At 67.1% G+C, this 26689-nt stretch carries 23 protein-coding genes, 1 pseudogene and 1 riboswitch; of the genes and pseudogenes, 13 read left to right on the plus strand and 11 right to left on the minus strand.

Annotation, left to right across the window (positions count from 1 at the left end; all coding sequences use genetic code 11):
• Nucleotides 1-151: 151 nt before the first annotated feature.
• From ON43_RS33055 to ON43_RS33065, 3 genes are all read left to right on the plus strand, one after another.
• Nucleotides 152-778, plus strand: coding sequence for a peptide deformylase (locus ON43_RS33055; RefSeq protein WP_040813834.1), 627 nt, complete (start codon nucleotides 152-154; stop codon nucleotides 776-778).
• Between the two features lie 6 nt (nucleotides 779-784).
• Nucleotides 785-1759 (plus strand): N-acetylglutamate synthase, CG3035 family, encoded by a 975-nt coding sequence (locus tag ON43_RS33060; protein ID WP_051179565.1) that lies wholly within the window; start codon nucleotides 785-787, stop codon nucleotides 1757-1759.
• A gap of 68 nt (nucleotides 1760-1827) precedes the next feature.
• Complete coding sequence (locus tag ON43_RS33065; protein WP_040813836.1) at nucleotides 1828-2643, plus strand: exodeoxyribonuclease III; 816 nt, start codon at nucleotides 1828-1830, stop codon at nucleotides 2641-2643.
• Nucleotides 2644-2658: 15 nt separating this feature from the next.
• Here the strand turns inward: ON43_RS33065 and ON43_RS33070 are convergent, their stop codons facing one another.
• From ON43_RS33070 to ON43_RS33085, 4 genes are all read right to left on the minus strand, one after another.
• The gene (locus tag ON43_RS33070; RefSeq protein WP_040813838.1) at nucleotides 2659-3297 is read right to left on the minus strand and encodes a hypothetical protein; all 639 of its coding nucleotides are present in this window, start codon (nucleotides 3295-3297) and stop codon (nucleotides 2659-2661) included.
• 110 nt (nucleotides 3298-3407) lie between these two features.
• Complete coding sequence (locus ON43_RS33075) at nucleotides 3408-5234, minus strand: acyl-CoA dehydrogenase (RefSeq protein ID WP_040813840.1); 1827 nt, start codon at nucleotides 5232-5234, stop codon at nucleotides 3408-3410.
• Nucleotides 5235-5393: 159 nt separating this feature from the next.
• Complete coding sequence (locus ON43_RS33080; RefSeq protein ID WP_051179566.1) at nucleotides 5394-6356, minus strand: oxygenase MpaB family protein; 963 nt, start codon at nucleotides 6354-6356, stop codon at nucleotides 5394-5396.
• Nucleotides 6357-6423: 67 nt separating this feature from the next.
• The gene (locus ON43_RS33085; RefSeq protein ID WP_040813842.1) at nucleotides 6424-8343 is read right to left on the minus strand and encodes an acyl-CoA dehydrogenase family protein; all 1920 of its coding nucleotides are present in this window, start codon (nucleotides 8341-8343) and stop codon (nucleotides 6424-6426) included.
• Nucleotides 8344-8475: 132 nt separating this feature from the next.
• On the opposite strand from ON43_RS33085, the gene ON43_RS33090 reads away from it, so the two are divergent.
• From ON43_RS33090 to ON43_RS33105, 4 genes are all read left to right on the plus strand, one after another.
• Nucleotides 8476-9102, plus strand: a complete 627-nt coding sequence (locus tag ON43_RS33090) for a TetR/AcrR family transcriptional regulator (RefSeq protein ID WP_040813844.1) — start codon at nucleotides 8476-8478, stop codon at nucleotides 9100-9102.
• A 105-nt stretch (nucleotides 9103-9207) separates the two neighbouring features.
• Nucleotides 9208-10413 (plus strand): homogentisate 1,2-dioxygenase, encoded by a 1206-nt coding sequence (locus tag ON43_RS33095; protein ID WP_040813845.1) that lies wholly within the window; start codon nucleotides 9208-9210, stop codon nucleotides 10411-10413.
• Nucleotides 10414-10460: 47 nt separating this feature from the next.
• The gene (fahA, locus tag ON43_RS33100; RefSeq protein WP_040813964.1) at nucleotides 10461-11639 is read left to right on the plus strand and encodes a fumarylacetoacetase; all 1179 of its coding nucleotides are present in this window, start codon (nucleotides 10461-10463) and stop codon (nucleotides 11637-11639) included.
• Between the two features lie 102 nt (nucleotides 11640-11741).
• Nucleotides 11742-14075, plus strand: coding sequence for an MMPL family transporter (locus ON43_RS33105; protein ID WP_051179567.1), 2334 nt, complete (start codon nucleotides 11742-11744; stop codon nucleotides 14073-14075).
• A gap of 39 nt (nucleotides 14076-14114) precedes the next feature.
• Here the strand turns inward: ON43_RS33105 and ON43_RS46490 are convergent.
• Nucleotides 14115-15356 (minus strand): annotated as a pseudogene (locus ON43_RS46490) (MFS transporter); the annotation flags it as partial.
• Between the two features lie 114 nt (nucleotides 15357-15470).
• Between ON43_RS46490 and ON43_RS33115 the strand changes: the two are divergent.
• On the plus strand, nucleotides 15471-16403 hold the full coding sequence (locus tag ON43_RS33115; protein WP_040813846.1) for a LysR family transcriptional regulator: 933 nt from the start codon (nucleotides 15471-15473) through the stop codon (nucleotides 16401-16403).
• A 17-nt stretch (nucleotides 16404-16420) separates the two neighbouring features.
• On the opposite strand, the gene ON43_RS33120 is transcribed toward ON43_RS33115, so the two are convergent.
• From ON43_RS33120 to ON43_RS33130, 3 genes are all read right to left on the minus strand, one after another.
• Entirely contained in the window at nucleotides 16421-16729 is a 309-nt protein-coding gene (locus tag ON43_RS33120) for a hypothetical protein (RefSeq protein ID WP_040813848.1), read from the minus strand.
• A complete protein-coding gene (locus ON43_RS33125; RefSeq protein ID WP_040813850.1) occupies nucleotides 16726-16953 on the minus strand; it encodes a ribbon-helix-helix protein, CopG family in 228 nt (75 codons plus the stop codon). Before ON43_RS33125 ends, ON43_RS33120 begins: the two co-directional genes overlap by 4 nt.
• A 61-nt stretch (nucleotides 16954-17014) precedes the next feature.
• Entirely contained in the window at nucleotides 17015-17689 is a 675-nt protein-coding gene (locus tag ON43_RS33130; RefSeq protein ID WP_051179568.1) for a TetR/AcrR family transcriptional regulator, read from the minus strand.
• A 99-nt stretch (nucleotides 17690-17788) separates the two neighbouring features.
• Here ON43_RS33130 and ON43_RS33135 point away from each other — a divergent pair, with 99 nt between their 5' ends.
• The 3 genes from ON43_RS33135 to ON43_RS33145 all read left to right on the plus strand — a co-directional run bounded on the left by ON43_RS33135 (nucleotide 17789) and on the right by ON43_RS33145 (nucleotide 22483).
• A complete protein-coding gene (locus ON43_RS33135) occupies nucleotides 17789-19180 on the plus strand; it encodes a lipase family protein (protein WP_051179569.1) in 1392 nt (463 codons plus the stop codon).
• Nucleotides 19181-19254: 74 nt separating this feature from the next.
• Nucleotides 19255-19365: riboswitch (TPP riboswitch) on the plus strand.
• Nucleotides 19357-21018, plus strand: coding sequence for a phosphomethylpyrimidine synthase ThiC (gene thiC, locus ON43_RS33140; RefSeq protein ID WP_040813852.1), 1662 nt, complete (start codon nucleotides 19357-19359; stop codon nucleotides 21016-21018). (Overlaps the previous riboswitch by 9 nt.)
• Before the next feature lie 34 nt (nucleotides 21019-21052).
• Nucleotides 21053-22483, plus strand: a complete 1431-nt coding sequence (locus tag ON43_RS33145; RefSeq protein WP_051179570.1) for an MFS transporter — start codon at nucleotides 21053-21055, stop codon at nucleotides 22481-22483.
• A gap of 3 nt (nucleotides 22484-22486) precedes the next feature.
• On the opposite strand, the gene ON43_RS33150 is transcribed toward ON43_RS33145, so the two are convergent.
• The 3 genes from ON43_RS33150 to ON43_RS33160 all read right to left on the minus strand — a co-directional run bounded on the left by ON43_RS33150 (nucleotide 22487) and on the right by ON43_RS33160 (nucleotide 24665).
• Entirely contained in the window at nucleotides 22487-22891 is a 405-nt protein-coding gene (locus ON43_RS33150; protein WP_040813853.1) for a VOC family protein, read from the minus strand.
• A gap of 67 nt (nucleotides 22892-22958) precedes the next feature.
• Nucleotides 22959-23957, minus strand: coding sequence for a 2-hydroxyacid dehydrogenase (locus tag ON43_RS33155; RefSeq protein ID WP_040813855.1), 999 nt, complete (start codon nucleotides 23955-23957; stop codon nucleotides 22959-22961).
• Nucleotides 23958-24014: 57 nt separating this feature from the next.
• Nucleotides 24015-24665: a TetR/AcrR family transcriptional regulator gene (locus ON43_RS33160; RefSeq protein ID WP_040813857.1), complete on the minus strand. Its 651-nt coding sequence runs from the start codon at nucleotides 24663-24665 to the stop codon at nucleotides 24015-24017.
• 86 nt (nucleotides 24666-24751) lie between these two features.
• On the opposite strand from ON43_RS33160, the gene ON43_RS33165 reads away from it, so the two are divergent.
• A complete protein-coding gene (locus ON43_RS33165; RefSeq protein ID WP_218003434.1) occupies nucleotides 24752-25909 on the plus strand; it encodes an epoxide hydrolase family protein in 1158 nt (385 codons plus the stop codon).
• A gap of 155 nt (nucleotides 25910-26064) precedes the next feature.
• Nucleotides 26065-26688 (plus strand): NAD(P)-dependent oxidoreductase, encoded by a 624-nt coding sequence (locus ON43_RS33170; protein ID WP_040813861.1) that lies wholly within the window; start codon nucleotides 26065-26067, stop codon nucleotides 26686-26688.
• Nucleotide 26689: the final 1 nt, after the last annotated feature.

Consider the following 26689-nt stretch of genomic DNA (forward strand, 5'->3'; position numbering starts at 1 on the left):
TCCCGATGCGTACCGCTCGGCGTGTTTCTGTGATGAACCCCCGGCGTGTCGGCCGCGGATCCATCCGTCCGGTTTGCGCGGATAGTCTGCCCGAAGACTCCGACAGCAGGTAGCGCGAGGACCCCGGCAACCACCCAGTAGGCTGCTCAGCATGGCTATTCTCCCGATTCGCATTGTCGGTGATCCGGTTCTGCACCGCGCGACCACTCCGGTCACGCAGTCCCCGGAAGAGCTGGCCGAGCTGATCGCGGATATGTACGAGACCATGGACGCCGCCCACGGTGTGGGCCTGGCGGGCAACCAGGTGATCATCAAGAGCGAAGACGAGCTCGCGCCGCGCATCTTCGTCTACGACTGCCCCGACGAGGTCGAGGGCGGCAAGATGGTCCGCCGCCGCGGCTGCGTGGTCAATCCGGTGCTGGTGACCTCCGAGATCCCGGAAACCATGCCGGATCCCGACGATGACGAAGAGGGCTGCCTCTCGGTGCCCGGCGAGCAGTTCCCCACCGGCCGCGCCGACTGGGCCAAGGTGACCGGCACCGACGAGAAGGGTGAGCCGGTCGAGATCGAGGGCCGCGGCTTCTTCGCGCGCATGCTGCAGCACGAGACCGGCCACCTCGACGGCTACCTCTACGTGGACGTGCTGGTGGGCCGCAATGCCCGCGCCGCCAAGAAGTCCATCAAGCGAAACGGCTGGGGCAAGCCGGGTTTGAGCTGGGTCCCGGGCACCGTGCCGGACCCGTTCGGGCACGACGACGTCGACGAAGACGACGACTGACCCTCCATGACCGATTCCGAGCCCGGCCCCGGCGGCGCCGGCGCGCTCCCGCCGCTCGGCAAGCGGGTGGTGGTGCGCTATCGCCTGCCCGCCGGCTACCCGCAACCGCTGACGGATGTGATCGGCGAACTCACCGCGACCGACCCGCTGACCGTGCGCACCGCCGACGGCCAGGTGGTCTCCATCGCGTGGGATCAGGTGGTGGCGTGGAAGTCGGTCGGGCCCAGGCCCATTCGGACCAGTGAGATCCGCGCCCTGGAGGCGGCCGCCGCCGACGGCTGGCCGGGCCTGATGCGGTCCTGGGTCGACGGCTGGCTGCTGCGCGCCGGGGACGGCTACACCAATCGCGCGAATTCCGCGGTGCCGCTGGGCGGTTCGGACGGACCGGCGCTGATGGACGACGAGACCCTGCGCCGGATCGGCGAGTGGTACACCGCGCACGGCCTGCCGCTGGTGCTGCAGCTGCCGGATCGGCTGGCCGCCGCGCCCGCCGGTTGGCGCACCTGGAACGAAACCCGGGTGCTGGCCGCCGATATCGCGAACATCATGCTGCCGCAGGGGCCGCCCATGGTGCGGTTCACCCCGGACCCGGACGGTGCGTGGCTGTCCATGCACCGGCATCGCGGCGGGGACACCGATGTCGGGTCCACCCCGGTGGTGGACGTGCTCACCGCGGTGCGCGACGGCGAAGTCGTCTTCGCCACACTGGGTTTGCCGACGCCGCTGGCCATCGGCCGGGCCGCGCTCACCACCGCGCCCGACGGCCGTCGCTGGGTGGGCCTGACCTGCATCGCGGTGGCGGCCGGGCATCGCCGCCACGGACTCGGCTCGCTGGTCTGCGCGGAGATGATCCGGTGGGGGCAGGCACGCGGAGCCACGCACGCGTACGTGCAGGTGTCGGATGACAATGACGCCGCGCTGGCGTTGTATGAGGAGATGGGCTTCGTGGAGCACCACGGTTATCGGTACGCCGCGCCCTGATTTCGCTTCGCTTTCGAAACACGCTATCGGCCTTCGATAGACCCTATTGCTGAGAGGTTTACAGTCCCGTGCGCATCGCCACCTGGAACGTGAATTCGATTCGCACCCGGCAGGATCGGGTGCTGGCCTGGCTGGACCGCGCCGATATCGACGTGCTCGCCATGCAGGAGACCAAGTGCAAGGACGAGCAGTTCCCGTTCGAGGCCTTCGAGGCCGCCGGGTACGAGGTCGCGCACATCGGTCTGAGCCAGTGGAACGGCGTGGCCATCGCCTCCCGGGTGGGCCTGGAGGATGTCGAGATCGGGTTCCCGGATCAGCCGGGCTTCGACAAGGACGCCGGTGAGTCGCTGCTGAGCGCGCCGGTGGTGGAGGCCCGCGCGATCGGCGCGACCTGCGGCGGGGTCCGGGTCTGGAGCCTGTACGTGCCCAACGGGCGCGCGCTGGACGATCCGCACTACGCCTACAAGCTGGAATGGCTTGCCGCGCTGCGCAATGCGGGCGCGAAGTGGCTGTCGGAGGATCCGGACGCGCAGGTCGCGCTGGTGGGCGACTGGAATATCGCGCCGACCGATCTGGATGTGTGGTCGCCGGAGTTCTTCGAGGGCAAGACGCACGTCTCCGAGCCGGAACGCGACGCGTTCGACGCCTTCGGCGAGGCGGGCTTCTCCGATGTGATGCGGCCGTTCCATCCCGGGCCGGGCGTCTACACGTACTGGGACTACACGCAGTTGCGCTTCCCCCGCAAGGAGGGCATGCGCATCGACTTCATCCTGGGTTCCCCGGCCCTGGCGGCCCGCGTCACCGAGGCGAACGTGGACCGCGAGGAGCGAAAGGGCAAGGGCGCCAGCGATCACGCCCCCGTGGTGGCCGACCTCGCCGACTGAGCGAGGCCGCTACAGCTAGACCGGTCGGGTTTTTATGGCGTCTCGGGAGATGAAGACGTCATAGGTGCCCGGGGTCGCGATCACGGCATTGCCGTAGGCCGAGCGCACGAAGGGCTTGGTGTACCAGGTCTGATTCTTCATGTCCTGGAAGAAGTCCTGGTCGCTGCCGTTGAGGAAGATCTGGTTCTGTTTGGTGGCGATGCCGTCCAGGCGCTGCCCGTAGAGCCGGGTCACCTTGTAGCCGGAGTGGAAGCCCATCGCGTTCACCCAGGCCTCGAGCTCCACGATATTGGCCTGCAGCACCCACATATCGCCCTCGACCTGATAGGTCTCGTGCTTGTCCCCGTGGTCCTTGTCGCCGTAGAGCGTCAGGTCCACGGTCATCATGTGCTCTTGCCCCGCAATGGGTTTGGCCTCGATGTGCGCGGCCTTCACCTCCCCGGTGAGCCCGAGGAAGGTCTGCAGCAGCGTGGTGATCCAGAGGATCACGACCGCGACGAGCACCAGCCCGACCGCACCCGCGCCGCGCCCGGCCAGCACGCGCCAGCCCACCTTGCGTGCCTTGATGACAGCCGTGACCAGCAGGGCCAGTGCGCCGATGGCGAGCACCAGCAGCAGAATCTGGATCCAGCCGAAGGAAACCGGGAAGACCATGCGGTAGTTGTACCCCCTGGGGGCGACACATCACCGCAGGTCACAAAATGAAATGAGCGTGTCCCCCCGGCGAGCCGCGGCTCGCCGGGGGGACACGCTCAAAAAGAGACTCAGAAAGCCGCTTCGTCCAGCTTCATGATGTCGTTGTCGATGTTCTCGACGACCGCGCGCACACCGCTGATCAGCGGGAGCTTGTTCTTCGCGAACCAGGACGCGACGCCGACCTTGCCGGTGTAGAAGTTCTTGTCCTTGGCGTCCGCGCCGCCGTCCAGCGCGGCCTGCGCGATGGCGGCCTGCTCCAGCAGCCGCCACGCGATGACGAGATCGCCCACGGCGTACAGGAATCGGACCGAGCCCAGGCCGACCTTGTAGATCTCGTCGACCTGCTGCTGCGAGGCCATCAGGTAGCCGGTCAGGGTGGCGGCCATGGCCTGCACGTCGGCCAGCGCCGCGCCGAGCAGCCCGCGCTCCACCTTGAACTGGTCCGGCCCGCCGTCGATGAACTTCTGGATCAGGCCCGCGACGTGGCCGAGCGCCACACCCTTGTCGCGAATGATCTTGCGGAAGAAGAAGTCCTGCGCCTGGATGGCGGTGGTGCCCTCGTACAGCGAGTCGATCTTGCAGTCGCGGATGTACTGCTCGATCGGGTAGTCCTGCAGGTAGCCCGAACCGCCCAGGGTCTGCAGCGATTCGGTCAGGCTCTCGTAGGCGCGGTCCGAGCCGCAGCCCTTGACGATCGGCAGCAGCAGGTCGTTGACCCGCTCGGCCAGCTCGGCGTCCACACCGTAATTGGCCTGTGCCACATCGGCGTTCTGGTACGAGGCGCAGTACATGTACAGCGCGCGCAGGCCCTCGGCGTACGCCTTCTGGGTGGCCAGCGAGCGGCGCACGTCCGGGTGGTGGGTGATGGTGACGCGCGGGGCGGCCTTATCGGTCATCTGGGTCAGATCCGCGCCCTGCACGCGCTGCTTGGCGTACTCGAGGGCGTTCAGGTATCCGGTGGACAGCGCGCCGGTGGCCTTGGTGCCCACCATCATTCGCGCGTTCTCGATGACCTTGAACATCTGGGCGATGCCGTTGTGCACGCCGCCGACCAGGTAGCCGACGGCGGGAATGTCGCCGCCGAAGGTGATCTCACAGGTCGGCGAGGACTTGATGCCCATCTTGTGCTCGACGCCGGTGACCAGCGCGCCGTTCTTCGCGCCGAGTTCCATTGTCTCGGAATCGAACAGGAAGCGGGGCACCACGAACAGCGACAGACCCTTGGTGCCCGGGCCGGCGCCCTCGGGGCGGGCCAGCACCAGGTGGAAGATATTGGCGGCGGTGTCGCCCACGTCGCCGCCGGAGATGAAGCGCTTGACGCCCTCGATGTGCCAGGTGCCGTCGGCCTGCTCGATGGCCTTGGTGCGGCCCATGCCGACATCCGAACCCGCGTCCGGCTCGGTGAGCACCATGGTTCCGCCCCAACGGTTTTCCCAGGCGTGGGTGGCCCAGCGCTGCTGCTCCTCGGTGCCCTCGTCGAAGAGCACCTTGTGCATGAGCGGGCCCATGTTGAAGAAGGAGGCCGAGTTGTTGGCGGCCACGATCATTTCCTGGATGCCCCAGATCAGCGCGTTCGGCGCGGGCACGCCGCCCATGTCCTCGGACATGCCCAGGCCCGAGTAGCCCGCCTCGTTGACCGCGGCCACGGTCTTCTTCAGCGGCTCGGGAACGATGATGGTGTGCTGATCCGGGACGAACTCGACCGGGTTGCGGTCGCCGTCGACGAACGATTCCGCGATCGGGCCCTCGGCCAGGCGCTTCGCCTCGGCGAGCATCTCGCGCGCGGTGTCGCCGTCCAGGTCACCGTAGGCGCCCTTGTCCAGCAGCTCGCCGATTCCCAGTACCTCGAACAAGTTGAACTCGATGTCTCGTAGGTTCGCCTTGTAGTGGGACACGGAAGGGCCTCCTCGGGCATAGGTAATCGACAGATCAAGCGATGTTGGAGATCAAGCGCAGGTTGCCGTACGTCCGTACCGTTACGCAAGCGTAGGTACGTCTCTTCATCCGGAATGTCCCGGACGACCGGGTCCGATGCCGAAAAGTTAACCGTGCCGTTATGCGCTGGAGCGGGCCTGACGGCCGTACAGCTCCTTGGCCTGCTGCGGAGTGACGGTGACCGGATTCACCGGAACCCCGGCTCGCATATGTTCCTCCAGCAGACGTCCGGTCATCTTGCCGATGAAGTTCTTGGCGACCTTCAGTTCGAGCCGGTCGTTCTTCAGGGCGGCCATGGCGGCGCGTACGGCCGGCGGGTAGGCCGCGTCGAGGACGCCGGGCTGGTCGAATCCGCCGGTCTCACGCATCCACTTGGGCAGGGTGGCGATGGCGGCGGGGGCCACCAAACGGCTTCCGGCCCATAGCTTCACGCCCTTCTCGGACGGCGTGAACAGCAGGTAGTGCATGCCGCGGCGGGCCCGTTCGGAGCTGCACAGGCGCGGACGCACCCGCTCGAAGTACTCGCGGACCTCTTCACGCGAGGTCGGCACGTCCTCGGGCTTGCAGGTCTGCAGTTCGGCGGCGATGACGCATTCCCGCCAGTACTGCGCCTCTTCCTCCGGGCTCAGCGGCCCCGGGCCGTACATCTCGTAGCACTTGAGCACCGAGTGCCAGCCGGTGACGTGGATCCACAGCTGCGAGTCGGGATTGTTGGCGCTGTAGCGCTTTCCGCTGATCGGCTCGATGCCGGTGGCCTTGGCGTGCACCTGCATGAGGTGCTCGGACGCCTCGATGGCCATGCGGCTGTCGGCCACCGCGGCGATGAGGAAGTAGGCGAAGGTGTGGTCGAGCCGGCCGCGCGGATCGGAGTAGATGCCGCCGACATCGGCGACGGCCGCGGTCAGGTCCGGGTCGAAGTGCTCGAGGGTCACCGCGCGCTGGAAGCCGATCAGCGCGGTGGGCGCGGTCCAGACCTTCCAGGTCGGCGAGCCGGGTCCGAAGAAGCCGTAGTCGACTTCGCGGATGGTGCGGGCGGGCGCGTCGAACTGGGGGCGCGCGGTCGTCGCCGTCGACTTCGTCATCGTTTCTGCTCCTTTGCAGTGTCGATGGTTAGGCATGGAAGCCTTTTCATTCACGACTGTAGCAAAATCAGGGGTTCATTTCATATTGCCCAGCGAGGGCCGTGACCTGCGACAACACCTTCTCGAAGCGAGCCGGATCGGACGCCGGACGCCTGACCAGGTCGAGCGCCCGGACCTGCTGGGCCTTGGTGGCCGTCGGCTTGGTGTGCAGCGTCAGCGCGTGCTTGGAGAACTCGCGGACGAACAGGTCGAAGAGCTGATCCAGGACCGCCTCGTCCGCGCCCGCGATGTCGGCCTGCTCGAGGATGAGCTGGGCGTACGGGAGGGTGGTGAACAGCTCGCCGAGGGCGAAGAGGAAGTCGACGTCCTGCTGCTGCTCGGCGGTCGGGGTGGCGGCGGCCAGCAGGGTCTGCAGCGCCAGAGCCTGCTCCAGGAAGACGGCGACATTCGGGATGTGCGCGAACTTCTCGAAGACCGGACGCCAGTCGGCGAAGCGGATCTTGCCGAGGCCGCTGCTCGGACCCTGACGGAAGAGGAATTCGTCGTCGGCGGCATCCCGGCGGGTGGGCACGGGAGCGTGTGCGGCGCGGGCGAATTCGCTCTTCAGCGCGGGCACGGCCTTGGCGGCGGGGCCGGCGGCGCGACGGCTGGTCCAGCTCAGCGCGCCGGACACCGCGCGCACCGCGCCCTTGGGTGCGACGCCCGCGCCGGGCAGATAGCGCAGCGCGGCCAGTCCGGCGTCGGCGGGATGGAACATGAAGTTGGGCATGAACTTCAGCGACAGCGCCATGTTCACGTGCACCGTGCCCTCGAGCCGCGGCAGGCCGAACATGCCGACCATGGCCATGGGGAAGTACATGTCGTTCTCGAAGCCGCGCGCGGCGATGACGTCGGCGAGGTCCTCGTAGAGCTTCTGGCCGTGGCGGGTGACCGACATCTTCTCGATGGCGTTGAAAAGCAGGTAGCGCCGGTCGTTCTCGTTCGCCGAGCGCATGTAGTCGATGGCCCGCTCGCTGTAGAGCTTCATGCCGATCAGGCGCGCGTAGCTGTCCGCGAGCAGCGATTTCACCTGCGGGAACTCGGTCACGCGGTGCCCGAACAGGATTCGGTTGTGCGCGTGCGTGACGGCCTCGAACATGGCGTGCTCACAGGAGCCGACCGCGCCGAAGCCGAGATTGAACTTGCCGACGTTGACCGTGTTCATGGCGGCGTCGAAGGCGGCTCGGCCGGTGTGCAGGATGTCGGATTCGGCGACCGGGTAGTTCTCCAGATCGAAGGCGGCGACATACATCTGGGAGTCGACGACGTTCTTGCGCAGCTTGTAGTTCTTGTGCCGGGAGTCGGCGGCGAAGAACAGGTAGCCGGAGTACTCCTCGTCGGTCATCTTCCGCAGGAAGTCCGAGGAGTCGATGATCGGCTTGTCGGCACGGCGGCCGAAGACCGACACCATGCCCGCGAGATTGCCGTTGCCGATGTAGTGCTTGCCGCCGGTGGCGGTGTAACCGCCGTTGGACTTCGGCTCGAGCACCATGTCGGTGGAGTAGATGTCCGCGCCGTGGTCCTTCTCGGACAGGCCGAAGGCGAAGATCTCACCCGATTCCAACAGTCCCGCCGCCCGCGCCTTGGCCTCGGCGTTCGAGCTCTGCCAGATCGGCCCCAGGCCCAAAATCGACACCTGCCACACGTACCAAAATTGCATTCCATAAAAGCCGAGGATCTTGCTCATCATGGCGATGCGCGCGGTGTCCCAGCGCTTGTTCGGGTCGCCGGCGGCCTGTTCGGCCGGGGTCAGGAAGGTCGCGAAGACCCGTTCGCGCTTGATGAAGTCCAGGAAATCCGCGTACCAGACCCGGTCCCGGCTCTCGACCAGCAGGCGGACCTTGCCGAAGGCCTCGAAGTAGTCGACGGTAGCGCGCAGCAGTCGCCGGGTCTCCGCGTCGAATTCGGAGAATTCGCAGATCTTCGGGTTGAACAGGGTCTGACTCATCGCGATTCGTCTCCTCCGCGGCTGGTTTCCTGCGTGAATGTAGCATTATTATCCATCGATGTAGGAAATGATCTTGCTAGGCCACCCGACCTGCCGTTCCTCACCCCGCGAACACTGCTATCGTCGGTGCGCATGGGCACCGATTCGGCGATACGACCACGCCAGCGCGCGCGGCATCTGGGTCCCGAACGCCGTCGCCCGCAGGTCCTCGACACCGCGCTGGAGATCGCCGTCGCCGACGGCATCGCCGCGGTCACCATCGCCGCCGTGGCCGACCGCATGAAGGTGACCCGGCCCGTCGTCTACGCCTGCTTCGCCGATCGCGTCGAACTGCTCCAGGCGCTGATCCACCGCGAAGAGGAATACCTGGTCGCGGGCATTCTCGACGTGCTGCCGCGCCGCCGCGTGGAGGCCGACGAGGCGGTGTTCGTGGAGGGTTTCCGCGCACTGCTGCACACCGTGTCCCAGCGGCCCGACAGCTGGCGCCTGCTGTACGGCAATCCCGATCCGGCCGTGGCGGATTCGTTCGGCAAGGGCCGGCTGCTGGCCGTGGAGCGCTGCACCCGCCGCCTGCGGCCGACCCTGAAGGCCTGGGGCACCGAGGATGCCGAGCGCAAACTTTCGGCACTGGTCGAACTGTGGGTCTCGGCCGGTGAGGGCGCGGTCCGCACCTTGCTGACCGACCCGGGGGAATGGACTCCGGACACCCTGGGCGAGTTCATCGGCGCGGCCGTCTACCGCGCCCTGCGGCACGCCTGAATCGAACCCGAGCCACACCCCAGCACACCTGCCCGAACCCGGGCCGCACCCGCAATTCGATGGCTACGATGGAAAACGGACCATCGGTCAATGCGGGAGACGGCAATGACGTTCTATCGGCAGGTCGGTTCGGTGCCGCCCAAGCGGCACACCCAGCATCGGGATGAGCAGGGTCGGCTCTATTACGAAGAGCTGATGGGAGAAGAGGGCTTCTCCGGCGATTCCTCGCTGCTCTACCACCGGGGATTGCCTCCGGCCATTGTGGATTCGTCGGTGTGGGTGCTGCCCGAGCAGCGGCTCTACCCGAATCATCCGCTGCGGCACCGGCATTTGAAGCTGCACGAACTGTTCCTGGGCGACAAGCCGGGTGACAGCGATGTGGTGAACGGGCGGCGGCTGCTGCTCGGCAATGCCGATGTGCGCATCTCCTATGTGGCGGCCCTGCGGGAGTCGCCGCTGTATCGCAATGCGGTCGGTGACGAGCTGGTCTATATCGAATCCGGTTCGGGGCGGGTGGAAACCGTCTTCGGGACATTGCCGGTGCGGCAGGGACTTCAGGTGCTGCTACCCCGCGCCACCACCCACCGCTGGATTCCGGACGGCCCCGAGCCGTTGCGCGCCTACATCATCGAGGGCACCGGCCACATCACCCCGCCCAAACGGTATCTCTCGAAATACGGTCAGTTCCTGGAGAATTCGCCCTACTGCGAGCGGGATCTGCACGGGCCGACCGAGCTCACCCGCGCCGAGGGCGAGAATGTGGAGGTGCTGGTCAAGCATCGTCCGGGCGGCGAGATCGTCGGCACCAGCATGGTTTACGCCACCCACCCCTTCGATGTGGTGGGTTGGGACGGCTGCCTATACCCGTTCACCTTCGATATCGCCGACTTCGAACCCATTACCGGACGGGTGCATCAGCCGCCGCCGGTGCATCAGGCGTTCGAGGGCCAGAACTTCGTGATCTGCAATTTCGTGCCGCGCAAGGTGGATTACCACCCGCTCTCGATTCCGGTGCCGTACTACCACTCGAATGTGGACTCCGACGAGATCCTCTTCTACTGCGGCGGAAACTACGAGGCGCGCAAGGGATCCGGGATCGGGCAGGGGTCGGTGTCGGTGCATCCGGGCGGGTACGCGCACGGGCCGCAGCCGGGCGCCTACGAGCGCAGCATCGGCATCGAGTTCTTCGACGAACTGGCGGTCATGGTGGATACGTTCCATCCGCTGCAGCTGGGTGAGGGCGGGTTGGCGTGTGAGGATCCGGGCTACGCCTGGACGTGGTCGGGTCGTGGGCCGAATCAATGGATTTGAGTGCGCCCGAGGGCATGGGGCAGGTGACGGGGAAGGTGAATGGGGATATGAGCAGCCGGGTGCGTATCGAGGTTCCCGAGGGTTCCGGATTCGGCCCGACGCACCTGCCGTACTGCGTGTTCCGCCCGCTGGGCGAGGAGCCGCGGGTGGGTGCGCGACTGGGTGATTCGATCATCGATCTGGCGGTGGCGCTGGATGATCCGATGTTCCATCAGCCCACCCTGAACGCCTTCATGACCCAGGGGCCGCAGTGCTGGCGGGAGGTGCGCGAGCGGGTGCGGGTCGCGGCCGAATCCGAGCTGCCCGCGGCGGCGGTGCACGCGGTGCGGGCGGTGCGGCTGGACCTGCCGGTGTCGATCGGCGATTACGTCGACTTCTACGCCAGCCTCGACCACGCCACCGCCATGGGGCGCATGCTGCGGCCCAATGCCGAACCGCTGCTGCCGAATTGGCGGCATCTGCCGGTGGGGTATCACGGGCGCGCGGGCACGGTGGTGGTGTCGGGCACCGATATCGTACGGCCGCACGGGCAGCGCAAGACCGATTCCGGCACACCGGATTTCGGGCCGAGCCGCCGCGTGGACATCGAGGCCGAGCTGGGCTTCCTGGTGGGCGCGGGCTCCGAACTCGGCGTACCGATCGAGACCGGCGAATTCGCCGAGCACGTGTTCGGGGTGGCGCTGGTGAACGACTGGTCGGCGCGCGATATCCAGGCCTGGGAGGGGCAACCACTGGGCCCGTTCCTGGGCAAGTCCTTCGCAACCACATTGTCGGCGTGGGTGACTCCGCTCGACGCGCTCACCGAGGCGCGAATTCCGCTGCCGCCGCAGCATCCCGAGCCGCTGCCGTATCTGCGGGACGACGCGGCCTGGGGTTTGGACATCGATCTGTCGGTGGAATGGAACGGCCAGGTCGTCTCCACTCCCCCGTACCGGCGCATGTACTGGTCGCCCGCGCAGATGCTCGCGCACATGACGGTGAACGGCGCCTCGACCCGCACCGGTGATCTGTTCGCCTCCGGCACCATTTCCGGGGCCGACCGCGCCGAGCGCGGCTCGCTGATGGAAATGAGCTGGGGCGGTACCGAACCCATCGAGTTGAACGGGGTGCAGCGGACCTTCCTGAACGACAGCGACGAGGTGACGATCACCGCCACCGCGGCCGCCGTCGGGGGTGGCCGCCTGCAACTGGGCGAGGTACGCGGGCGAATCGTGAAAGCTGTTTGATAGCCGGATCGTATCGCCATGAGCATGGTCACTGTCCCTACCGAGCGGTAGACCAGGAACGTTACCGTTCCGGGCGTCGGAAGACTCCCGGAGGTTGCGTCAATGTTGACCAGTTCTGCGCGGTTCGCCATGGCACGCCCGCGTGCGGTGCTGGTGGCCGCCTTGTTGCTGATGCTCGTCTGCGGTGGCTTCGGCGCGACCGTGAAGTCGCACATGGTCGGCGGCGGGTACCTGACCGACTCGCTGGAATCGGTGCGCGCCAACGACTTCATCACGAAGAACTTCCCGGGCGGCAATCCCAATTTGATCGTCATGGTCAGCGGGGACGGCGGCGTCAACAGTCCCGAGGTGCGCGCGGAGGCGCAGCGCATCGCCGATGATCTCGGCCACGATCCGAATGTGACCGGCGTGCAGTCCTATTGGACCAGCGTCACCGCCCGGCCCGATCTGGCCGCCGCGCTGAAGAGCAAGGACGGTCAGCGCGGGCTCATCATGGCCACGGTCACCGGCACCGACACCGATGTGCAGAACCGGGCGGCCGAGATCTCGAACCGGATCGATGGCGACCGGGACGGCGTGCAGGTGCGCGTCGGCGGCATGGCCGGGACCTTCGCCGACATCAATCATCAGGTCGAGAAGGATCTGCTGCTGGCCGAGGCCATCGCGGTGCCGGTGTCCGGGCTGCTGCTGGTGCTGGTGTTCGGCAGTGTGGTCGCGGCGGCGCTGCCGATCGGCGTGGGGCTGTTCGCGATCGCGGCCACCATGGGCATTCTGCGCGGGCTGACCACGGTCATGGAGGTGTCGATCTTCGCGCTGAACATGACCAGCGCGCTGGGTCTGGCCCTGGCCATCGACTACAGCCTGTTCATTGTCAGCCGGTACCGCGAGGAGCTGGCGGGCGGCCGCGATACCCGTTCGGCCATCCTGCGTTCGGTGCGGACGGCGGGGCGAACGGTGGTCTTCTCCGGATTGACGGTCGCGCTGGCGCTGGCCGCGCTGGCGGTGTTCCCGCAGCCGTTCTTCAAGTCCTTCGCCTACGCCGGTGTGGCGGTGGTGGCGGCGGCCGTCGGCGCGTCGGTGCTGCTACTTCCTGCCGCGCTGCTCCTGCTCGGCGATCGCGTGAATGCCTGGGATCTGCGGAAACCATTGCGCCGCCTGCTCGGTCGCGGTGAGCCCGCGCCGAAGCGGGCCGAGGAGACCTTCTGGTACCGCCTGGTCACCTGGGTGATGCGGCGGGCACTGCCGGTCGCGGTGGTCACCACGGCCGCGCTGCTGGCGCTCGGATCCCCGTTCCTGAAGGCGCATTTCGGGACGCCGGACGATCGGGTGATCGGGACGTTCGCGTCCAGCCGCCAGGTGGGTGATGCGCTGCGGCAGGATTTCAGCGCCGATATGGCGTCCAGCGCCGTGGTCGTGCTGCCCGGATTCCACGGGGACAGTAGGGAGATCGGCGCGTACGCGTCCCGGCTCTCGCAGGTGCCGGGCATTCCGGCGGTGCTGTCGAGCGACGGTGTCTACGTGAACGGCGCGAAGATGGCGGCCGGTATCCCGCAGATGGCGGGACCGAACGGGGCCTATCTCTCGGTCGGCACGAAGACCGCACCGTACTCCGCCGAGGGCAAACAGCAGTTGGCGGAGTTGCGTGCGGTGCCCGCGCCGGGCGAGGTGCTGTTCGGCGGTGCGGCCGCATTGAACGAGGACACCATGGATTCGGTGATCAGCCGGATTCCGTTGGCGGGCGCGCTGATCGCGATCATCACCCTGATCCTGCTGTTCCTCTTCACCGGCAGCGTGGTGCTTCCGGTCAAGGCGCTGCTGCTGAACATGCTGTCGCTGACCGCCACCTTCGGCGCGATGATCTGGATCTTCGAGCAGGGCCATCTGTCCGGGTTCCTCGGCTTCACCTCCACCGGCAGCCTGGATCTGTTCATGCCGATCCTCATGTTCTGCCTGGCCTTCGGCATGTCGATGGACTACGAGGTGTTCCTGCTGTCCCGCATTCGCGAGGAGTGGCTGGCCTCGGACCGCAGCGCGGCCGCGAATACCCGCTCGGTCGCGCTGGGTGTGGCTCGCACCGGCCGGATCTTCACCGCCGCAGCGGGTTTGATGGCGGTGGTCCTGCTGGCCGTCGCCACCTCCGAGGTCGCCCCGATGAAGCTGTTCGGCATCGGATTGGCGCTCGCGGTGATCGCCGACGCCACCGTCATTCGCGGCCTGCTCGCCCCGGCGCTCATGCGCCTGATGTCCACCGCCAACTGGTGGGCCCCGAAACCGCTTGCGGCGCTGCACAAGCGGATCGGGTTGGAGGAGTCAGCGCCGGTAACCGAGGGCGACCACACCGGCGGCGAGCAGCACCAGGACGCCGATGATTCCGAGGCCGACGCCCATGCTGTCGGCGAAGGCGGCCGGATGGTGGGCACCGTCCCCCGCGTGTGAGGCCATGATGGTGCCGATCACCGCGACACCGGCGGCCGCGCCGAACTCCCGTGCGGCGGAATTCAATCCGGCGCCCATGCCGGATCGATCGGCGGGCAGGTTCGCCATGACGCCGTGCGTCAGCACGGGCGCGGCAAAGCCCATGCCGAAGGACAGCAGCACCAGGTAGACCGCGTAGAGCGGATACGGGGTGCTCGCGTCCGCGGTGGCGACCGCGAGCAGGCCCGCGCCGATCAGGACCAGACCGCCGGCGGCCGGAATCAGCGGCCCCAGCCTGGCTTCCAGTCGTACCGCGAAACGGGGCACGATGATCATGCCGATGGTGAGCGGCACGATGGCCAGACCCGCGGCCGCGGCGGAGAAGCCCTTCACGTACTGCAGGTACTGCGAGTTCACGAAGAACAGCGCGAACAGGCCGAAAAACGTTGTGCCCGTTCCCAGGACGGCCACACTCAACCGCCGCGACCGGAACACCCGCGGATCGATGAGCGGATGCGGGGAACGCAGCGAATGCCAGATGAGCGCCGCGAGCAGCACCGCGCCGAGCGCGAATCCGGCCAGCACCTCCACCGAACCCCAGCCGTGCGACGGGCCCTCGATGATGCCGTACAGGACCGCGGTCGATCCGGCGGTGAGCAACACCGCCCCGAGCGGATCCTGATTCGCCTCGCGCCGTGGGGTTTTCGGCGTCACCGCCGCCACCAGCACCAGCAGGCCCAGCCCCGCCGGGACCATCACCCAGAACAGCGCCTGCCACGGCAGGTACTGCTGCAACAGTCCGCCGCCGATATTGCCCAGCGCCCCACCCAGACCCAGCGACAGCGTCCACGCCGCCAGCGCGCTCGCGCGGGTACGGACATCCGGGGACAGCTGCACGAGGATCGACATGGTGGCGGGCATGATGAGCGCGGCGCCCGCACCCGAAACCGCGCGGCCCACGATCAATTCGGCCGGATGCGCGGCCAAGGCACTGGTCAGCGCGCCCGCCGCGAACAGCCCGAGACCCGCCAGCAGCGCACCCTTGCGCCCGTACCGATCCCCGATGGCACCGGCCGGGATGAGCAGGGCGGCGAACGCGATGACGTAGGCGTCGACCGCCCACAACAACTCCGCCGCACTCGGATCCAGCGACGACGCGGCCAGTAGCGGAATGGCCAGATTGATGGCCGCCACCATGGACTGCGCCACCATGATGCAGGCGCACATGGCGAGCAGCACCGCACGCGGCGGCCCGGCGGAACGGCTTTCGGCGACCGGGATTCCGGACACGACTGTGGACATGGGTGTACTCCAAACGGCAATGAGGAATTGGAATTCCGTCACCTTCCGGACGGAACGAATTCCACGGTAAAGCCGCTCGCGGCATTACTCAAATGCATCTTTATCATCAAATACATGCACCGCACGCAATCCACCGACCTCCGGGGCCTGGACCTGAACCTGCTGGTCACCCTGGATGCCCTGCTCACCGAGCACAGCGTGACCGGCGCGGCCGACCGCCTGCGACTCTCCGAACCCGCCGTCAGCCGTGCCCTCGGCCGCATCCGCCGCGCCGTCGGCGATCCGATCCTGGTCCGCGCGGGCCGCGTCATGGTCCCCACCCCGCACGCCCTCGCCATCGAACCCGAGGTCCGCGACCTGGTGGACCGCCTGCAACGCCTCTTCTCCGCCACCCACGCCACCGACATCCGCACGGTCACCCGCGACCTCACCGTCCTGGCCCACTACGCCATGGCCGCCGTCTTCGGCCCCGCCCTCGTCGAACGCGCCGCCGCCGAGGCCCCCGGCATCACCCTCCGCTTCCTCAACGAGGGCCACACCGACACCCCCATGCTCCGCGACGGCCACGCCGACCTCGAGGTCGGCATCATCGGCGACCGCGCCCCCGAAATCCACATCACCCCGGTCTACGAGGACCACATGATCGGCGCGGCTCGTCCGGGCCATCCCCTCCTGCGCGACAACAAGATTCGCCTCGCCGACTACGTCCGAGCCCGCCACCTCGCCGCCTCCCGCCGCGGCCGCAGGACCGGCCCCATCGATGACGCCCTCGCCACAAAGGGCCTCCGCCGAGACGTAACCGCCTCGGTAGCAGGCATCACCGGCTCCCTCTTCTTCCTCCGCAACAGCGACCTACTCGGCAACATCCCCTCCTGCGCCCGCCCCCTCGCTCACCAACTGGGCCTGACCACCTTCGACCTCCCCATCGAAACCCCACCCCTCCCCTACGCCATGGCCTGGCACCCCCGCCACGACGCCGACCCCGCGCACCTCTGGCTCCGCAACACCCTCCGCGAAATCATGCTGGCAAGCGCTCAGGCCGGATGAACCGGCAGCCGAATTCCCTACGGCCAGCCCAGTAGTGAGACAACCAACGACGTCGCGCGAGTCAGCGCTTGTGGGCCGGTGTTCCCAATCGGTTCGTCAAGAGCCGAAACCGGAAGCCACTGTGTGAGTTCGGGCAACAACAAACCGGTCGGAGTGGGCACGGCGACATCGAAAGCCATTGCACCCTCGGGCAATTCGCCCGGAATAAAGGGGCAGACAAATACCCGGCCGGTCTCGGCCTCGATATGAGCGGCGCTGGACAGCACGGCGACGTAGATCTCGGTGTCGGTATCGCGACGGGGACAAATCACGCCAGGTCGGATCACAGGCCCGCTTTTCGGTTGAGGTCGTAGATGCGTTGGGCATACTCGTCGATCCCGAGCCCGGGAACAGTAACGGTCTTGTAGTGCTGCAGCGCCGCTCGAAGGTTCGCTTCACGGACCGCCCGCTCCATATATTCGGAACGGTTGAGTCCTGCGGCCTGGGCCGCAGCATCCGCGTCAGCGGCCACCGAATCGTCGATCGTGATCGATAGCTTGGTCTTGGCCATATAGCGATCCTACTCGAAGTCGGATGATTCATCCGACAGTCGAGCGATAACCTCGGGCGCGCTAGCGGGTGGCGGCGCGGCCCGCGTCGACTACAACTACGAAATGATTCAGGTCGGCGACCAAGGTGTCGACGGATTCCGGTGCGCCGCCGTCGTCGTGGTGGTGGAGCCAGTCGGCGACGAGTTCGAACATGCCGCCGATGGTGGCCAGGGCCAGGGGGAGCATGCCGGGGTGTTCGGTCGGATTGTCCTGGAGCCATTGGTGTTTCAGGAATTCGGCGGACCAGCGGCGGTTGAGGCGGCGTTGGGCTTCTACGGCGGGGGAGATGCCGCCGGCTTCGCCGAAGGTGACCTTGGCGAGGCGGGGGTCGTCGGCGATGGAGTGGACGAAGGCGGCTACGACGGCAGCGCGGCGGGTGGGCCAGTCGGCTTCGGCGGTTTCGAGGGCCACCTCGGTGACGCGTTGCTGGATGCCGGTGCTGATCTGTTCGAGGAGGGCGGTGTAGCAGGCTTCCTTGCTGTCGAAGTGGTCGTAGAAGCCCTTGGTGCCGACGTAGGCGGCCTGGCAGATCTGTTCGATGGAGGTCAGCGAATAGCTTTGCCGGGCAAAGAGTTCGGTGGCGGCGGCGAGCAGCTGACGGCGGCGCTGGGCGCTGCGCTCGTCGGCGTCGAGGCCGCGGATGCGACGCCGTACGGGGGTCCGGTCGGTCGGCGCGGCAGATTTGCTGCGGGACATGCCTAGACGATAGCCAAGCTCGTTTCAGAAAGACATCTTGTTGGTAACTGGATACCGTGTTGTAATCGCTGTCACGTCGATGAGGAAGGGAACAGAGACGTGGCAATCAATGGGGATCGCCGGAAGCGAAGGCGGCTGCTCGCGGCCGCGCTGGCTACGGCACTGACGGCCGCTTCGGCCGTACTGTTGGGGGGTGCCACCGCGGGAACCGCTGCCGCGCAACCACTCCCGCTGAATGTGGATCCGTTCTATCAAGCGCCGGACGGGTTCGAATCCGCCGATCCGGGCACGATCCTGCGCTCCCGCGAAGTGCAGCTGGCCGTGCTCACCGTGCTGCCGGTGCACATCCGGTCCTGGCAGTTGCTCTACCGCACCACCGACCTGTTCGGGCAGCCGACGGTCGCGGCCACCACGGTGGCGATTCCGGAGGGGGCCAACACTTCTCACGGTCGCCCGCTGGTGTCACACCAGTTCTTCTACGACAGCACTGCGCCCGCCTGCGCACCCTCGTACGTGCTGCAGCAGGGCGGCGGACTGCCCGCGCTGGAGGGCATCCACTCGACAGTCGAGTACCTGGAGCTCGCGGCCTCGATCAGCCAGGGTTACGCCATCAACGTTCCCGACTACGAGGGCCTGAACGGGCACCTCGCGGTCGCCAAGGAACCCGGCTACATGATTCTCGACAGCGTCCGCGCGGCCGAGAGCTTCCAGCCGCTGGGCCTCGACGGCACGAATACGCCTGTCGCACTGTGGGGTTACTCCGGCGGCGGCATGGGCAGCGGCTGGGCCGCGGAGATGCAGCCGAGCTACGCGCCGGAGCTGAACATCAAGGGCATCGCCATGGGCGCGCCCGTCTCGGATGTCGAATCCCTGCTGCACGTCAACGGTTCCATGTTCGCGAGCCTGATCGGCGTGGGCATCGCCTCGCTGCGCAACGCCTACCCGAAGTTCGCGGAGACCACCGAGAAGTACCTGACCCCCGAGGGCCGCGCGATCATGGATCGCACCGCCAACCAGTGCCTGGTGCGCAATGTGCTGAACCTGATGTTCACCGACTACCAGCGCATGATGACCATCCCGATCGCGGACTATCTGGCGCTGCCGGAGATTCGCGAGGTCTTCGATTCGACTGTGCTGGGCGGCAATCCGCCGACCGCGCCGACCATGGTCTATCAGGGCGTGCTCGACGAGGCGGTGCCGTGGTTCACCAACGATCGCATGGTGCAGCGCTGGTGTGACGGCGGAACGTCGGTCTATTACAAGCGCGATCACCTCAGCGAGCACCTGACGCTGACGACGCTCGGCATGGCCGACGCCTTCAACTGGATCAAGTCCCGGCTCGCACCGGGCGCGGGCGATCCGGTCGGCTGCAAGACCGACGACGTGATCACCATGCTCGGCAGCGTCGATGCACTGGCGACCCAGGTGGAAATCGAGCTCAACGCCGCCTTCGGCGCGCTCGGCTGGCCCATCGGCCCGCAGGAGCGGTAAGAGCCGACTCGTATATTTTTCCGTGGCCGGTCCATACCCTTGCCATCGCCGGGTATGGTCGGCTCGGAAAAGTACGTATTGCCAACGGGGGCTCGCACCAGCGGGCTGAGAGGACGGCTAGTGGGCCGTCGACCGTATGAACCTGACCGGGTAATGCCGGCGTAGGGAGGATTCAAATGTCATCGAGTCGTGTCTCCAGCAGTTCTGCGCCTGTCGACACCGTGACAACCGGTCCCATCGAGGGCAGCGTCAAGCACTACGAGCAGGTCGAGGCCGATGGCACGATCCTGAACGTCCCGGTGCGGCGCATCAACCTCACCAATGGCGAGCACTTCGACGTGTACGACACCTCGGGTCCGTACACCGACGCCACCGCCACCATCGATCTCGAGGCGGGTCTGCCCAAGCTGCGCGACGGCTGGGACAAGCCGCAGGTCGACGGCCCGCCGACGCAGCTGAACTGGGCGCGCCAGGGCATCGTCACCAAGGAGATGGCGTACATCGCCGCGCGCGAGGGCGTTTCGCCCGAGCTGGTGCGCGACGAGGTGGCCGCCGGTCGCGCGGTCATCCCCGCCAACCACATGCACCCCGAGTCCGAGCCGATGATCATCGGCAAGAAGTTCGCCGTGAAGATCAATGCGAACATCGGCAACTCGGCCGTGAGCTCCTCCATCGCCGAGGAGGTCGAGAAGATGGTGTGGGCCACCCGCTGGGGCGCCGACACCATCATGGATCTCTCCACCGGCAAGAACATTCACGAGACCCGCGAGTGGATCCTGCGCAACTCCCCGGTCCCGGTCGGCACCGTGCCGATCTACCAGGCGCTGGAGAAGGTGAACGGCGATCCCACCAAGGTGACCTGGGAGATCTACCGCGACACCGTGATCGAGCAGGCCGAGCAGGGCGTCGACTACATGACCGTGCACGCGGGCGTGCTGCTGCGCTACGTGCCGCTGGCCGCCAAGCGCGTCACCGGCATCGTCTCCCGCGGCGGTTCCATCATGGCCGCGTGGTGTCTCGCGCATCACCAGGAATCGTTCCTGTACACCAACTTCGCCGAGCTGTGCGAGATTCTCGCCAAGTACGACATCACCTTCTCCCTCGGTGACGGCCTGCGTCCCGGCTCTATCGCGGACGCCAATGACGAGGCCCAGTTCGCCGAGCTGCGCACCCTGGGCGAGCTCACCAAGATCGCGAAATCCTATGGCGTGCAGGTGATGATCGAGGGCCCCGGCCACGTGCCGATGCACAAGATCGTGGAGAACGTGCGGCTGGAGGAGGAGCTCTGCGAGGAGGCTCCGTTCTACACCCTCGGCCCGCTGGCCACCGATATCGCGCCCGCCTACGACCACATCACCTCGGCCATCGGCGCGGCCATCATCGCCCAGGCCGGTACCGCGATGCTCTGCTACGTGACGCCCAAGGAGCACCTGGGCCTGCCCAACCGCGACGACGTGAAGGTCGGCGTGATCACCTACAAGATCGCCGCCCACTCCGCCGACCTGGCCAAGCAGCACCCGCGCGCGCAGGATCGCGACAACGCACTGTCCAAGGCGCGCTTCGAGTTCCGCTGGACCGACCAGTTCAACCTCTCGCTGGACCCCGACACCGCGCGGGAGTACCACGACGAGACCCTCCCGGCCGAGCCCGCCAAGACCGCGCACTTCTGCTCCATGTGCGGTCCGAAGTTCTGCTCCATGCGCATCTCGCAGGACGTGCGCGAGTACGCCGAGAAGCACGGCCTCACCGATGTGAACGCCATCGAGGCGGGCATGGCGGAGAAGTCCGCCGAGTTCGCCGAGGCGGGCAACAAGGTGTACCTGCCCGTCGTGTCGTAATCGGTGGCCGGTGACCTGCTGACATGATGCCGGTATGGCATCACAGCAGGTCACCGCGCTGTCCGAGCGGCGGCGGGCGGTCGTTCTGGGGACCTGTTGCGCCGCAACGCTGATGGGGAACCTGGACAGCACCGCGCTGAATGTGGCGTTGCCGTCGATCGGGCGGGAGCTGCGGGCCACGGTGTCGGGGACGCAGTGGACGATCGACGCCTACACCGTGACCATCGCCTGTCTGCTGATGGCCGCGGGATCGCTGGGGGATCGGGTCGGGCGACGCCGGCTGTTCCAGGTGGGGCTGGTCGTTTTCGCGTTGGGGTCGCTGGCGTGCAGTCTCGCGCCGTCGCTGGGGTGGCTCGTCGGCTTCCGGGTCTTGCAGGCCGTCGGCGGGGCGCTGCTGGTGCCGCTGGCCCTGTCGATCCTGCAGAACGTCTTTCCGAAACCGGCGGAAAAGGCTCGGGCACTGGGGGTTTGGTCCGCTACCACCGGGATCAGTATGGCCATCGGGCCGGTGGTCGGGGGTCTGCTGGTGGATTCGGTGGGGTGGCGGGGCGTGTTCTGGATCAATCTGCCGATCGCGGTTGCGGCCGTCGCGCTGACCGCGTTGTTCGTCCCGGAATCGAAATCGGAGACGCCGCGGCGGGTCGATCTGGTCGGGCAGCTACTGATGATCGGGCTGCTCGGCATGCTGGTCTTCGCGATCATCGAAGGGCCGCACCGGGGTTGGCTCTCACCACTGCCGATCGGCTGCTTCCTGGGCGCGGCCGCGTGCCTGATCCTCTTGCCGCGCTATGAACTCCGGCATCCGGAGCCGCTGATCGATGTGCGCGCGTTCCGGTCGCCGCCGTTCTCCGGCGCGGTCATCATCGCCATCTGTTCCTACGCGGTGCTGGGCGGATTCCTGTTCCTCAACACCTTCTATCTACAGGCGGTGCGCGGCGCCCGGCCCGCCGTCGCGGGTTTCGAACTGCTGCCCATGGCCGCGGCCATGATGGTGGCCGGGCTGCTGGGCGGGCGGGCCGTGGCGCGTTTCGGGGTCCGGCCCGCGCTCGCGAGCGGCGCGGGCCTGGCCATCGCGGGCTGCGTGCTGCTCGCCTTCACCTTCGACAGCGGTGGCGACGCCACCCTGTACCTCGGGTACGCGCTGGTCGGGGCGGGTGTCGGCGCGTCGAATCCGGCGGTCACCGATATCGCGGTCTCCGGATTGCCGCGCAAGGAATCCGGGGTCGCCTCGGCCATCGCCTCCACCTCGCGGCAGATCGGGCAGTCGCTCGGGGTGGCGGTGATCGGCACGATTCTCGCCGTGCCCGCCGGAGCGCTGACCACGGCGACGGGATTCCATACCCCGGCCGTGGTCAGCTGGGTGACGCTGACGGCGTTCGCGGTGGTCGCGTTGATCGCGGCCCTGATCACCACCGATGCCCGCAGCCGAAAGAAGGCGCGCGAGGTCCTGGCGGCATTGACCTGAGGATCAGGGGCGGTTCGAGATCTGCTGGACCGCCCAGCTGTTGCCATCCGGGTCGTCGAAGAAGATGAAGCCCGCGTTGTTCAGCGGGTCGCCCTCGGTGACCGGGCCGGGCAGAATCTGGATGTCGCTGACGGCGACACCGCGCTCGACCAGTTCGGCGTGGGCGCGCTTCAGATCGTTGACGACCAGCTGCAGGCCCTTGAGGTAGCCGGGCTCCATTTTCGGGACCGCGCCCTCGCCGATGACGATCGAGCAGCCGGAGCCCGGCGGGGTGAGCTGGCAGATTCGGATGCCGTCGGCGGGGCTGGTGTCGTGATCGACGTGGAAGCCGAGCTTGTTGCTGTAGAAGTCCTTGGCGCGGTCGACGTCGGTCACGGGGACGATGACCACTTCGAGAGTCCAGTTCATGACGGAATCCTTCCGATTAGGGGTGTTCCTCCGGAAGTCGGAGCGGGGCGGCGGAATTCATCATGGTTCAGGGTGCGGGAACCAAAGTGTTCTCCGAGCGCCTTCCAGCGAGGTAGTCCTCCACATTGCCGACGGTGGTGTCGATGATCTGGCCGACCGCGGTGGAGGTGAAGTAGGCCTGGTGCGAGGTGACCACCACGTTGGGGATGGTCATCAACCGGGCCAGGGTGTCGTCGGCGACGCCGGTCACCGAACGGTCGAAGAAGAACAGGCCCGTCTCCTCTTCGTAGACGTCCAGCCCGACTCCGCCGAGCTTGCCGGTCCGCAGCGTCTCCACCAGAGCGTTGGCGTCCACCAGCCCACCGCGACTGCTATTGATCAGCAGCGCACCGGGTTTCATGCGCTCGAGCGCTTCCGCATCGATCAGATGATGGGTGGCGGGCAGTAGCGGTACGTGCAGCGAGACGACATCGGATTCCGCGAGCAGGGTCTCCAGGTCGACGTACTTCATCCCCAATTCATCACGGCAGCAAGCATTCTCGGCCACGTCCCAGCCCAGCAGCCGGGTCCCGAAACCGTGCGCGATGCGGGAGAAACACTCCCCGATCTTGCCGGTGCCGATCACACCGATGGTCATGCCATGGATATCCCGGCCCATCAAACCGTCCAGGCGGAAATCGAATTCACGAGTGCGATGCGCGGCCCGGATGATCCGCCGATTCACCGCCAGCGCCAGCGTCCAAGCGAATTCCGCGACCGCGTACGGCGAGTAATAGGACACTCGCGCAACCGTCAGCCCCAGTTCGGCCGCCACCTCGAGATCGATATTGTTGAAACCCGTTGAGCGCTGCGCGATCATGCGCGTCCCACCCGCGGCCAGGATCCGCAGCACCTCCCCATCCAGCTGAGCATTGACACTGGTGCTCACGATCTCGTGCCCAGCCGCCAATGGCGCGGTGTTCCGATTCAGGAACTCCTCCATCAACCGAATCTCATGCCGCCCCTCGAACGCGGCCCGGAGCAGCGGTTTCTCATCGGCCTGCACGCCATAGACGAGGATCTCCATGCCGATACGCTATCGCCGCAGGACAATCGTCCCGCGAATCAGGGTGCAACGATCCGGTCACTTGGCCCGGGGCTGCCAGCGGCCCGCGAACTCGCCCGGCTCCGGGGGCGGGCCCGGGAGTTCTCCGTCGGCGGCCAGACCGTCGATGAGTAGCGCCAGGACGCGGCGGCGGAGTTGGGTGGTGCGGATGAGGTCAGGGAGGGAGACGGCGGCGCAGGATTCGAGGATGAGGCCGAAGTCGGCGACGGTGACGCCGAGGCGGAGACGACCGGATTCCTGTGCGCGGCGGAGGATTTCGTTGTTCAGGTCGGATGAGCGGTGGACCTCGGGGAGGATCGATTCATCCGGCGTGAAGGTGCCCGCGAGATGGACGACCAGGGAGTGGACGTCCGCGTCGACCACTCGGCGCAGGAAGTCGACGAGTGCGGTCCAGCCGTCGGAATTCGCCAGGGCCGCTTCGGCTTCCACGTTGTAGCGGTGCAGGCCGTCGTAGCAGAGGGTGCGCAGCAGCTCCTCCTTGCTCGGGTAGCGGCGGTAGAGGGCGCTGATGCCGACGCCGGCGCGCTCGGCGACCGCGGAGATCGGGGCCTTGGGATCGGCGAGGAAGACCTCGCGGGCGGCTGCGAGGATGACCTCGTCGTTGCGGGCGGCCTGCGCCTTGCGACCGGGCAGGGCGCGCTGAGCTGCGGGTTCGACTGTCTTCGGCATGAGTTCAGAATACCACTTGAACGGAATGGTCCGTTCCGCTATTCTTGAAACGGAACGAAGCATTCCGTTCCAACAAGGAGAGAATGATGAACGCCCAGCCCACCACCGCAGCCATCCGTCCCTTCCGCATCGATGTCCCCCAGGCCCAGCTCGATGATCTGAACGAGCGGCTGCGCAAGGCGCTGTGGCCGAACGAGCTGCCGGTCGTGGGCGACGCGTACGGCGTCACCAAGGACCGCGTCCAGGCGCTCGCGCAGTACTGGCTGGAGGAGTTCGATTGGCGGGCACTGGAATCCGAGCTCAACGCCTACCCGCAGTTCACCACCGAGATCGAGGGTGAGGACATCCACTTCCTGCACGTGCGCTCGCCGCGCGAGGATGCCGTCCCGGCCATCCTGACCCACGGCTGGCCGGGCTCGATCCTGGAGTACCTGAAGGTCATCGAGCCGCTCACCAACCCCGAGGACGCCTCGGCCCCGGCCTTCCACCTGGTCATCCCGTCGCTGCCCGGCTTCGGCTTCTCCGGCCCGACCCGCTCGACCGGCTGGGGCACCCGCCGCACCGCTCGCGCCTGGGTGGAACTGATGGACCGGCTCGGCTACGCGCGCTACGCCGCGATCGGCAATGACGCCGGCTCGATGGTGGTGCCGGAGATGGCCCGCATCGCCCCGGATCGGCTGCTGGGAGCCCATGTGACGCAGCTGTTCTCGTTCCCGTCGGGCGATCCGGCCGAGATGGCGGACCTGTCCGAGGAGGACATGGCGGCGCTGGGCCACCTGCAGTGGTTCATGGACAACAAGTTCGCCTTCAACACCCTGCACAGCCAGCAGCCGCAGACCCTGGCCTTCGCGATCTCGGATTCGCCGATCGGCCTGCTGGGCTGGAACTCTCAGCTCATGGGCGAGAGCCTGGACGCCGAGTTCATCGTCGGCAATACCGCGATCTACTGGCTGACCGGCACCGCCGCCTCGTCGATCCGCTTCTACTGGGAGGACGCCCACGACACCGAGCGCACCCCGGGCCCGACCACCGTGCCGCTGGGGCTGGCCATGTTCAAGGGTGACTTCCAGTCGATCCGCCGGTTCGCCGATCGGGATCACAAGAACATCGTGAGCTGGCACGCCTACGACGTGCGGTCGATGCACTCCGAGAGCGCCAATGACGCCGCCGGGCACTACGCCGCGTACGAGGCGCCCGAGGTGCTGGTGAACGATATCCGCGAATTCTTCGCCCCGCTGCGCTGATTCACCGCCTGTGGCCCGCATCCCGCCCGGATGCGGGCCACACGCATGCCTGGACCCTCCCGCATGTTCGCGAGACGCCGGGCGATGTTCCGCGAGCGCCTCCGTTGATGTACTGAATTCACCTTCGCAACAACGAAAAACACGAGGTGAGACACATGAAGGTCGCAATTTTCGGAGCCACCGGGACCGTCGGTCGCCAGGTCGTCGCACGGGCCCTCGCGGCCGGGCACGAGGTCACCGCACTGACCCGCGACGCCGCCCATCTGACCGTCACCGACAAGCGGCTGCACGTCGTGGTCGGGGACGTTCTCGATCCCGCCGCGGTGGAGCGCGCAGTCATCGGCCAAGACGCGGTCATCATCACGCTCGGCGCGGGCCGCAAGGGCATCGTCCGCGCCGAGGGCACCCGCCGGATCATCGAGGCCATGGAGCGGACCGGCGTCAAGCGCCTGATCTGCCAGTCCTCGCTCGGTGTCGGCGACAGCCGCGGCAATCTCAACTTCGTCTGGAAATACATCATGTTCGGCATGCTGCTGCGCCAGGCCTACGCCGACCACGTGGTGCAGGAGCAGTACGTCCGGGCCAGCGATCTGGACTGGACCATCGTGCGCCCCAGCGCCTTCACCGACGGACCCGCCACCGGGACCTACCGGCGCGGCTTCCCCGCCACGGAACCCGGTCTGTCCCTGAAGATCTCGCGCGCCGACATCGCCGACTTCCTGGTGGAGCAGCTCACCGACGACACCTACCTGCGCCGCACGCCCGGCATCTCCAATTGAG

Origin of the sequence: Nocardia concava NBRC 100430, from assembly GCF_000308815.1 — a bacterium.
Lineage (GTDB): Bacteria > Actinomycetota > Actinomycetes > Mycobacteriales > Mycobacteriaceae > Nocardia > Nocardia concava.

Bases quoted from the DNA above. Each gene is read 5' to 3' on its own strand.
- ON43_RS33055 (WP_040813834.1), top strand. From the start codon at position 152: ATGGCTATTCTCCCGATTCGCATTGTCGGTGATCCGGTTCTGCACCGC.
- ON43_RS33060 (WP_051179565.1), top strand. From the start codon at position 785: ATGACCGATTCCGAGCCCGGCCCCGGCGGCGCCGGCGCGCTCCCGCCG.
- ON43_RS33070 (WP_040813838.1), bottom strand. From the start codon at position 3,297: ATGGTCTTCCCGGTTTCCTTCGGCTGGATCCAGATTCTGCTGCTGGTG.
- ON43_RS33080 (WP_051179566.1), bottom strand. From the start codon at position 6,356: ATGACGAAGTCGACGGCGACGACCGCGCGCCCCCAGTTCGACGCGCCC.
- ON43_RS33085 (WP_040813842.1), bottom strand. From the start codon at position 8,343: ATGAGTCAGACCCTGTTCAACCCGAAGATCTGCGAATTCTCCGAATTC.
- ON43_RS33090 (WP_040813844.1), top strand. From the start codon at position 8,476: ATGGGCACCGATTCGGCGATACGACCACGCCAGCGCGCGCGGCATCTG.
- ON43_RS33095 (WP_040813845.1), top strand. From the start codon at position 9,208: ATGACGTTCTATCGGCAGGTCGGTTCGGTGCCGCCCAAGCGGCACACC.
- fahA (WP_040813964.1), top strand. From the start codon at position 10,461: ATGAGCAGCCGGGTGCGTATCGAGGTTCCCGAGGGTTCCGGATTCGGC.
- ON43_RS33105 (WP_051179567.1), top strand. From the start codon at position 11,742: ATGTTGACCAGTTCTGCGCGGTTCGCCATGGCACGCCCGCGTGCGGTG.
- ON43_RS33115 (WP_040813846.1), top strand. From the start codon at position 15,471: ATGCACCGCACGCAATCCACCGACCTCCGGGGCCTGGACCTGAACCTG.
- ON43_RS33125 (WP_040813850.1), bottom strand. From the start codon at position 16,953: ATGGCCAAGACCAAGCTATCGATCACGATCGACGATTCGGTGGCCGCT.
- ON43_RS33130 (WP_051179568.1), bottom strand. From the start codon at position 17,689: ATGTCCCGCAGCAAATCTGCCGCGCCGACCGACCGGACCCCCGTACGG.
- thiC (WP_040813852.1), top strand. From the start codon at position 19,357: ATGTCATCGAGTCGTGTCTCCAGCAGTTCTGCGCCTGTCGACACCGTG.
- ON43_RS33145 (WP_051179570.1), top strand. From the start codon at position 21,053: ATGGCATCACAGCAGGTCACCGCGCTGTCCGAGCGGCGGCGGGCGGTC.
- ON43_RS33150 (WP_040813853.1), bottom strand. From the start codon at position 22,891: ATGAACTGGACTCTCGAAGTGGTCATCGTCCCCGTGACCGACGTCGAC.
- ON43_RS33155 (WP_040813855.1), bottom strand. From the start codon at position 23,957: ATGGAGATCCTCGTCTATGGCGTGCAGGCCGATGAGAAACCGCTGCTC.
- ON43_RS33160 (WP_040813857.1), bottom strand. From the start codon at position 24,665: ATGCCGAAGACAGTCGAACCCGCAGCTCAGCGCGCCCTGCCCGGTCGC.
- ON43_RS33165 (WP_218003434.1), top strand. From the start codon at position 24,752: ATGAACGCCCAGCCCACCACCGCAGCCATCCGTCCCTTCCGCATCGAT.
- ON43_RS33170 (WP_040813861.1), top strand. From the start codon at position 26,065: ATGAAGGTCGCAATTTTCGGAGCCACCGGGACCGTCGGTCGCCAGGTC.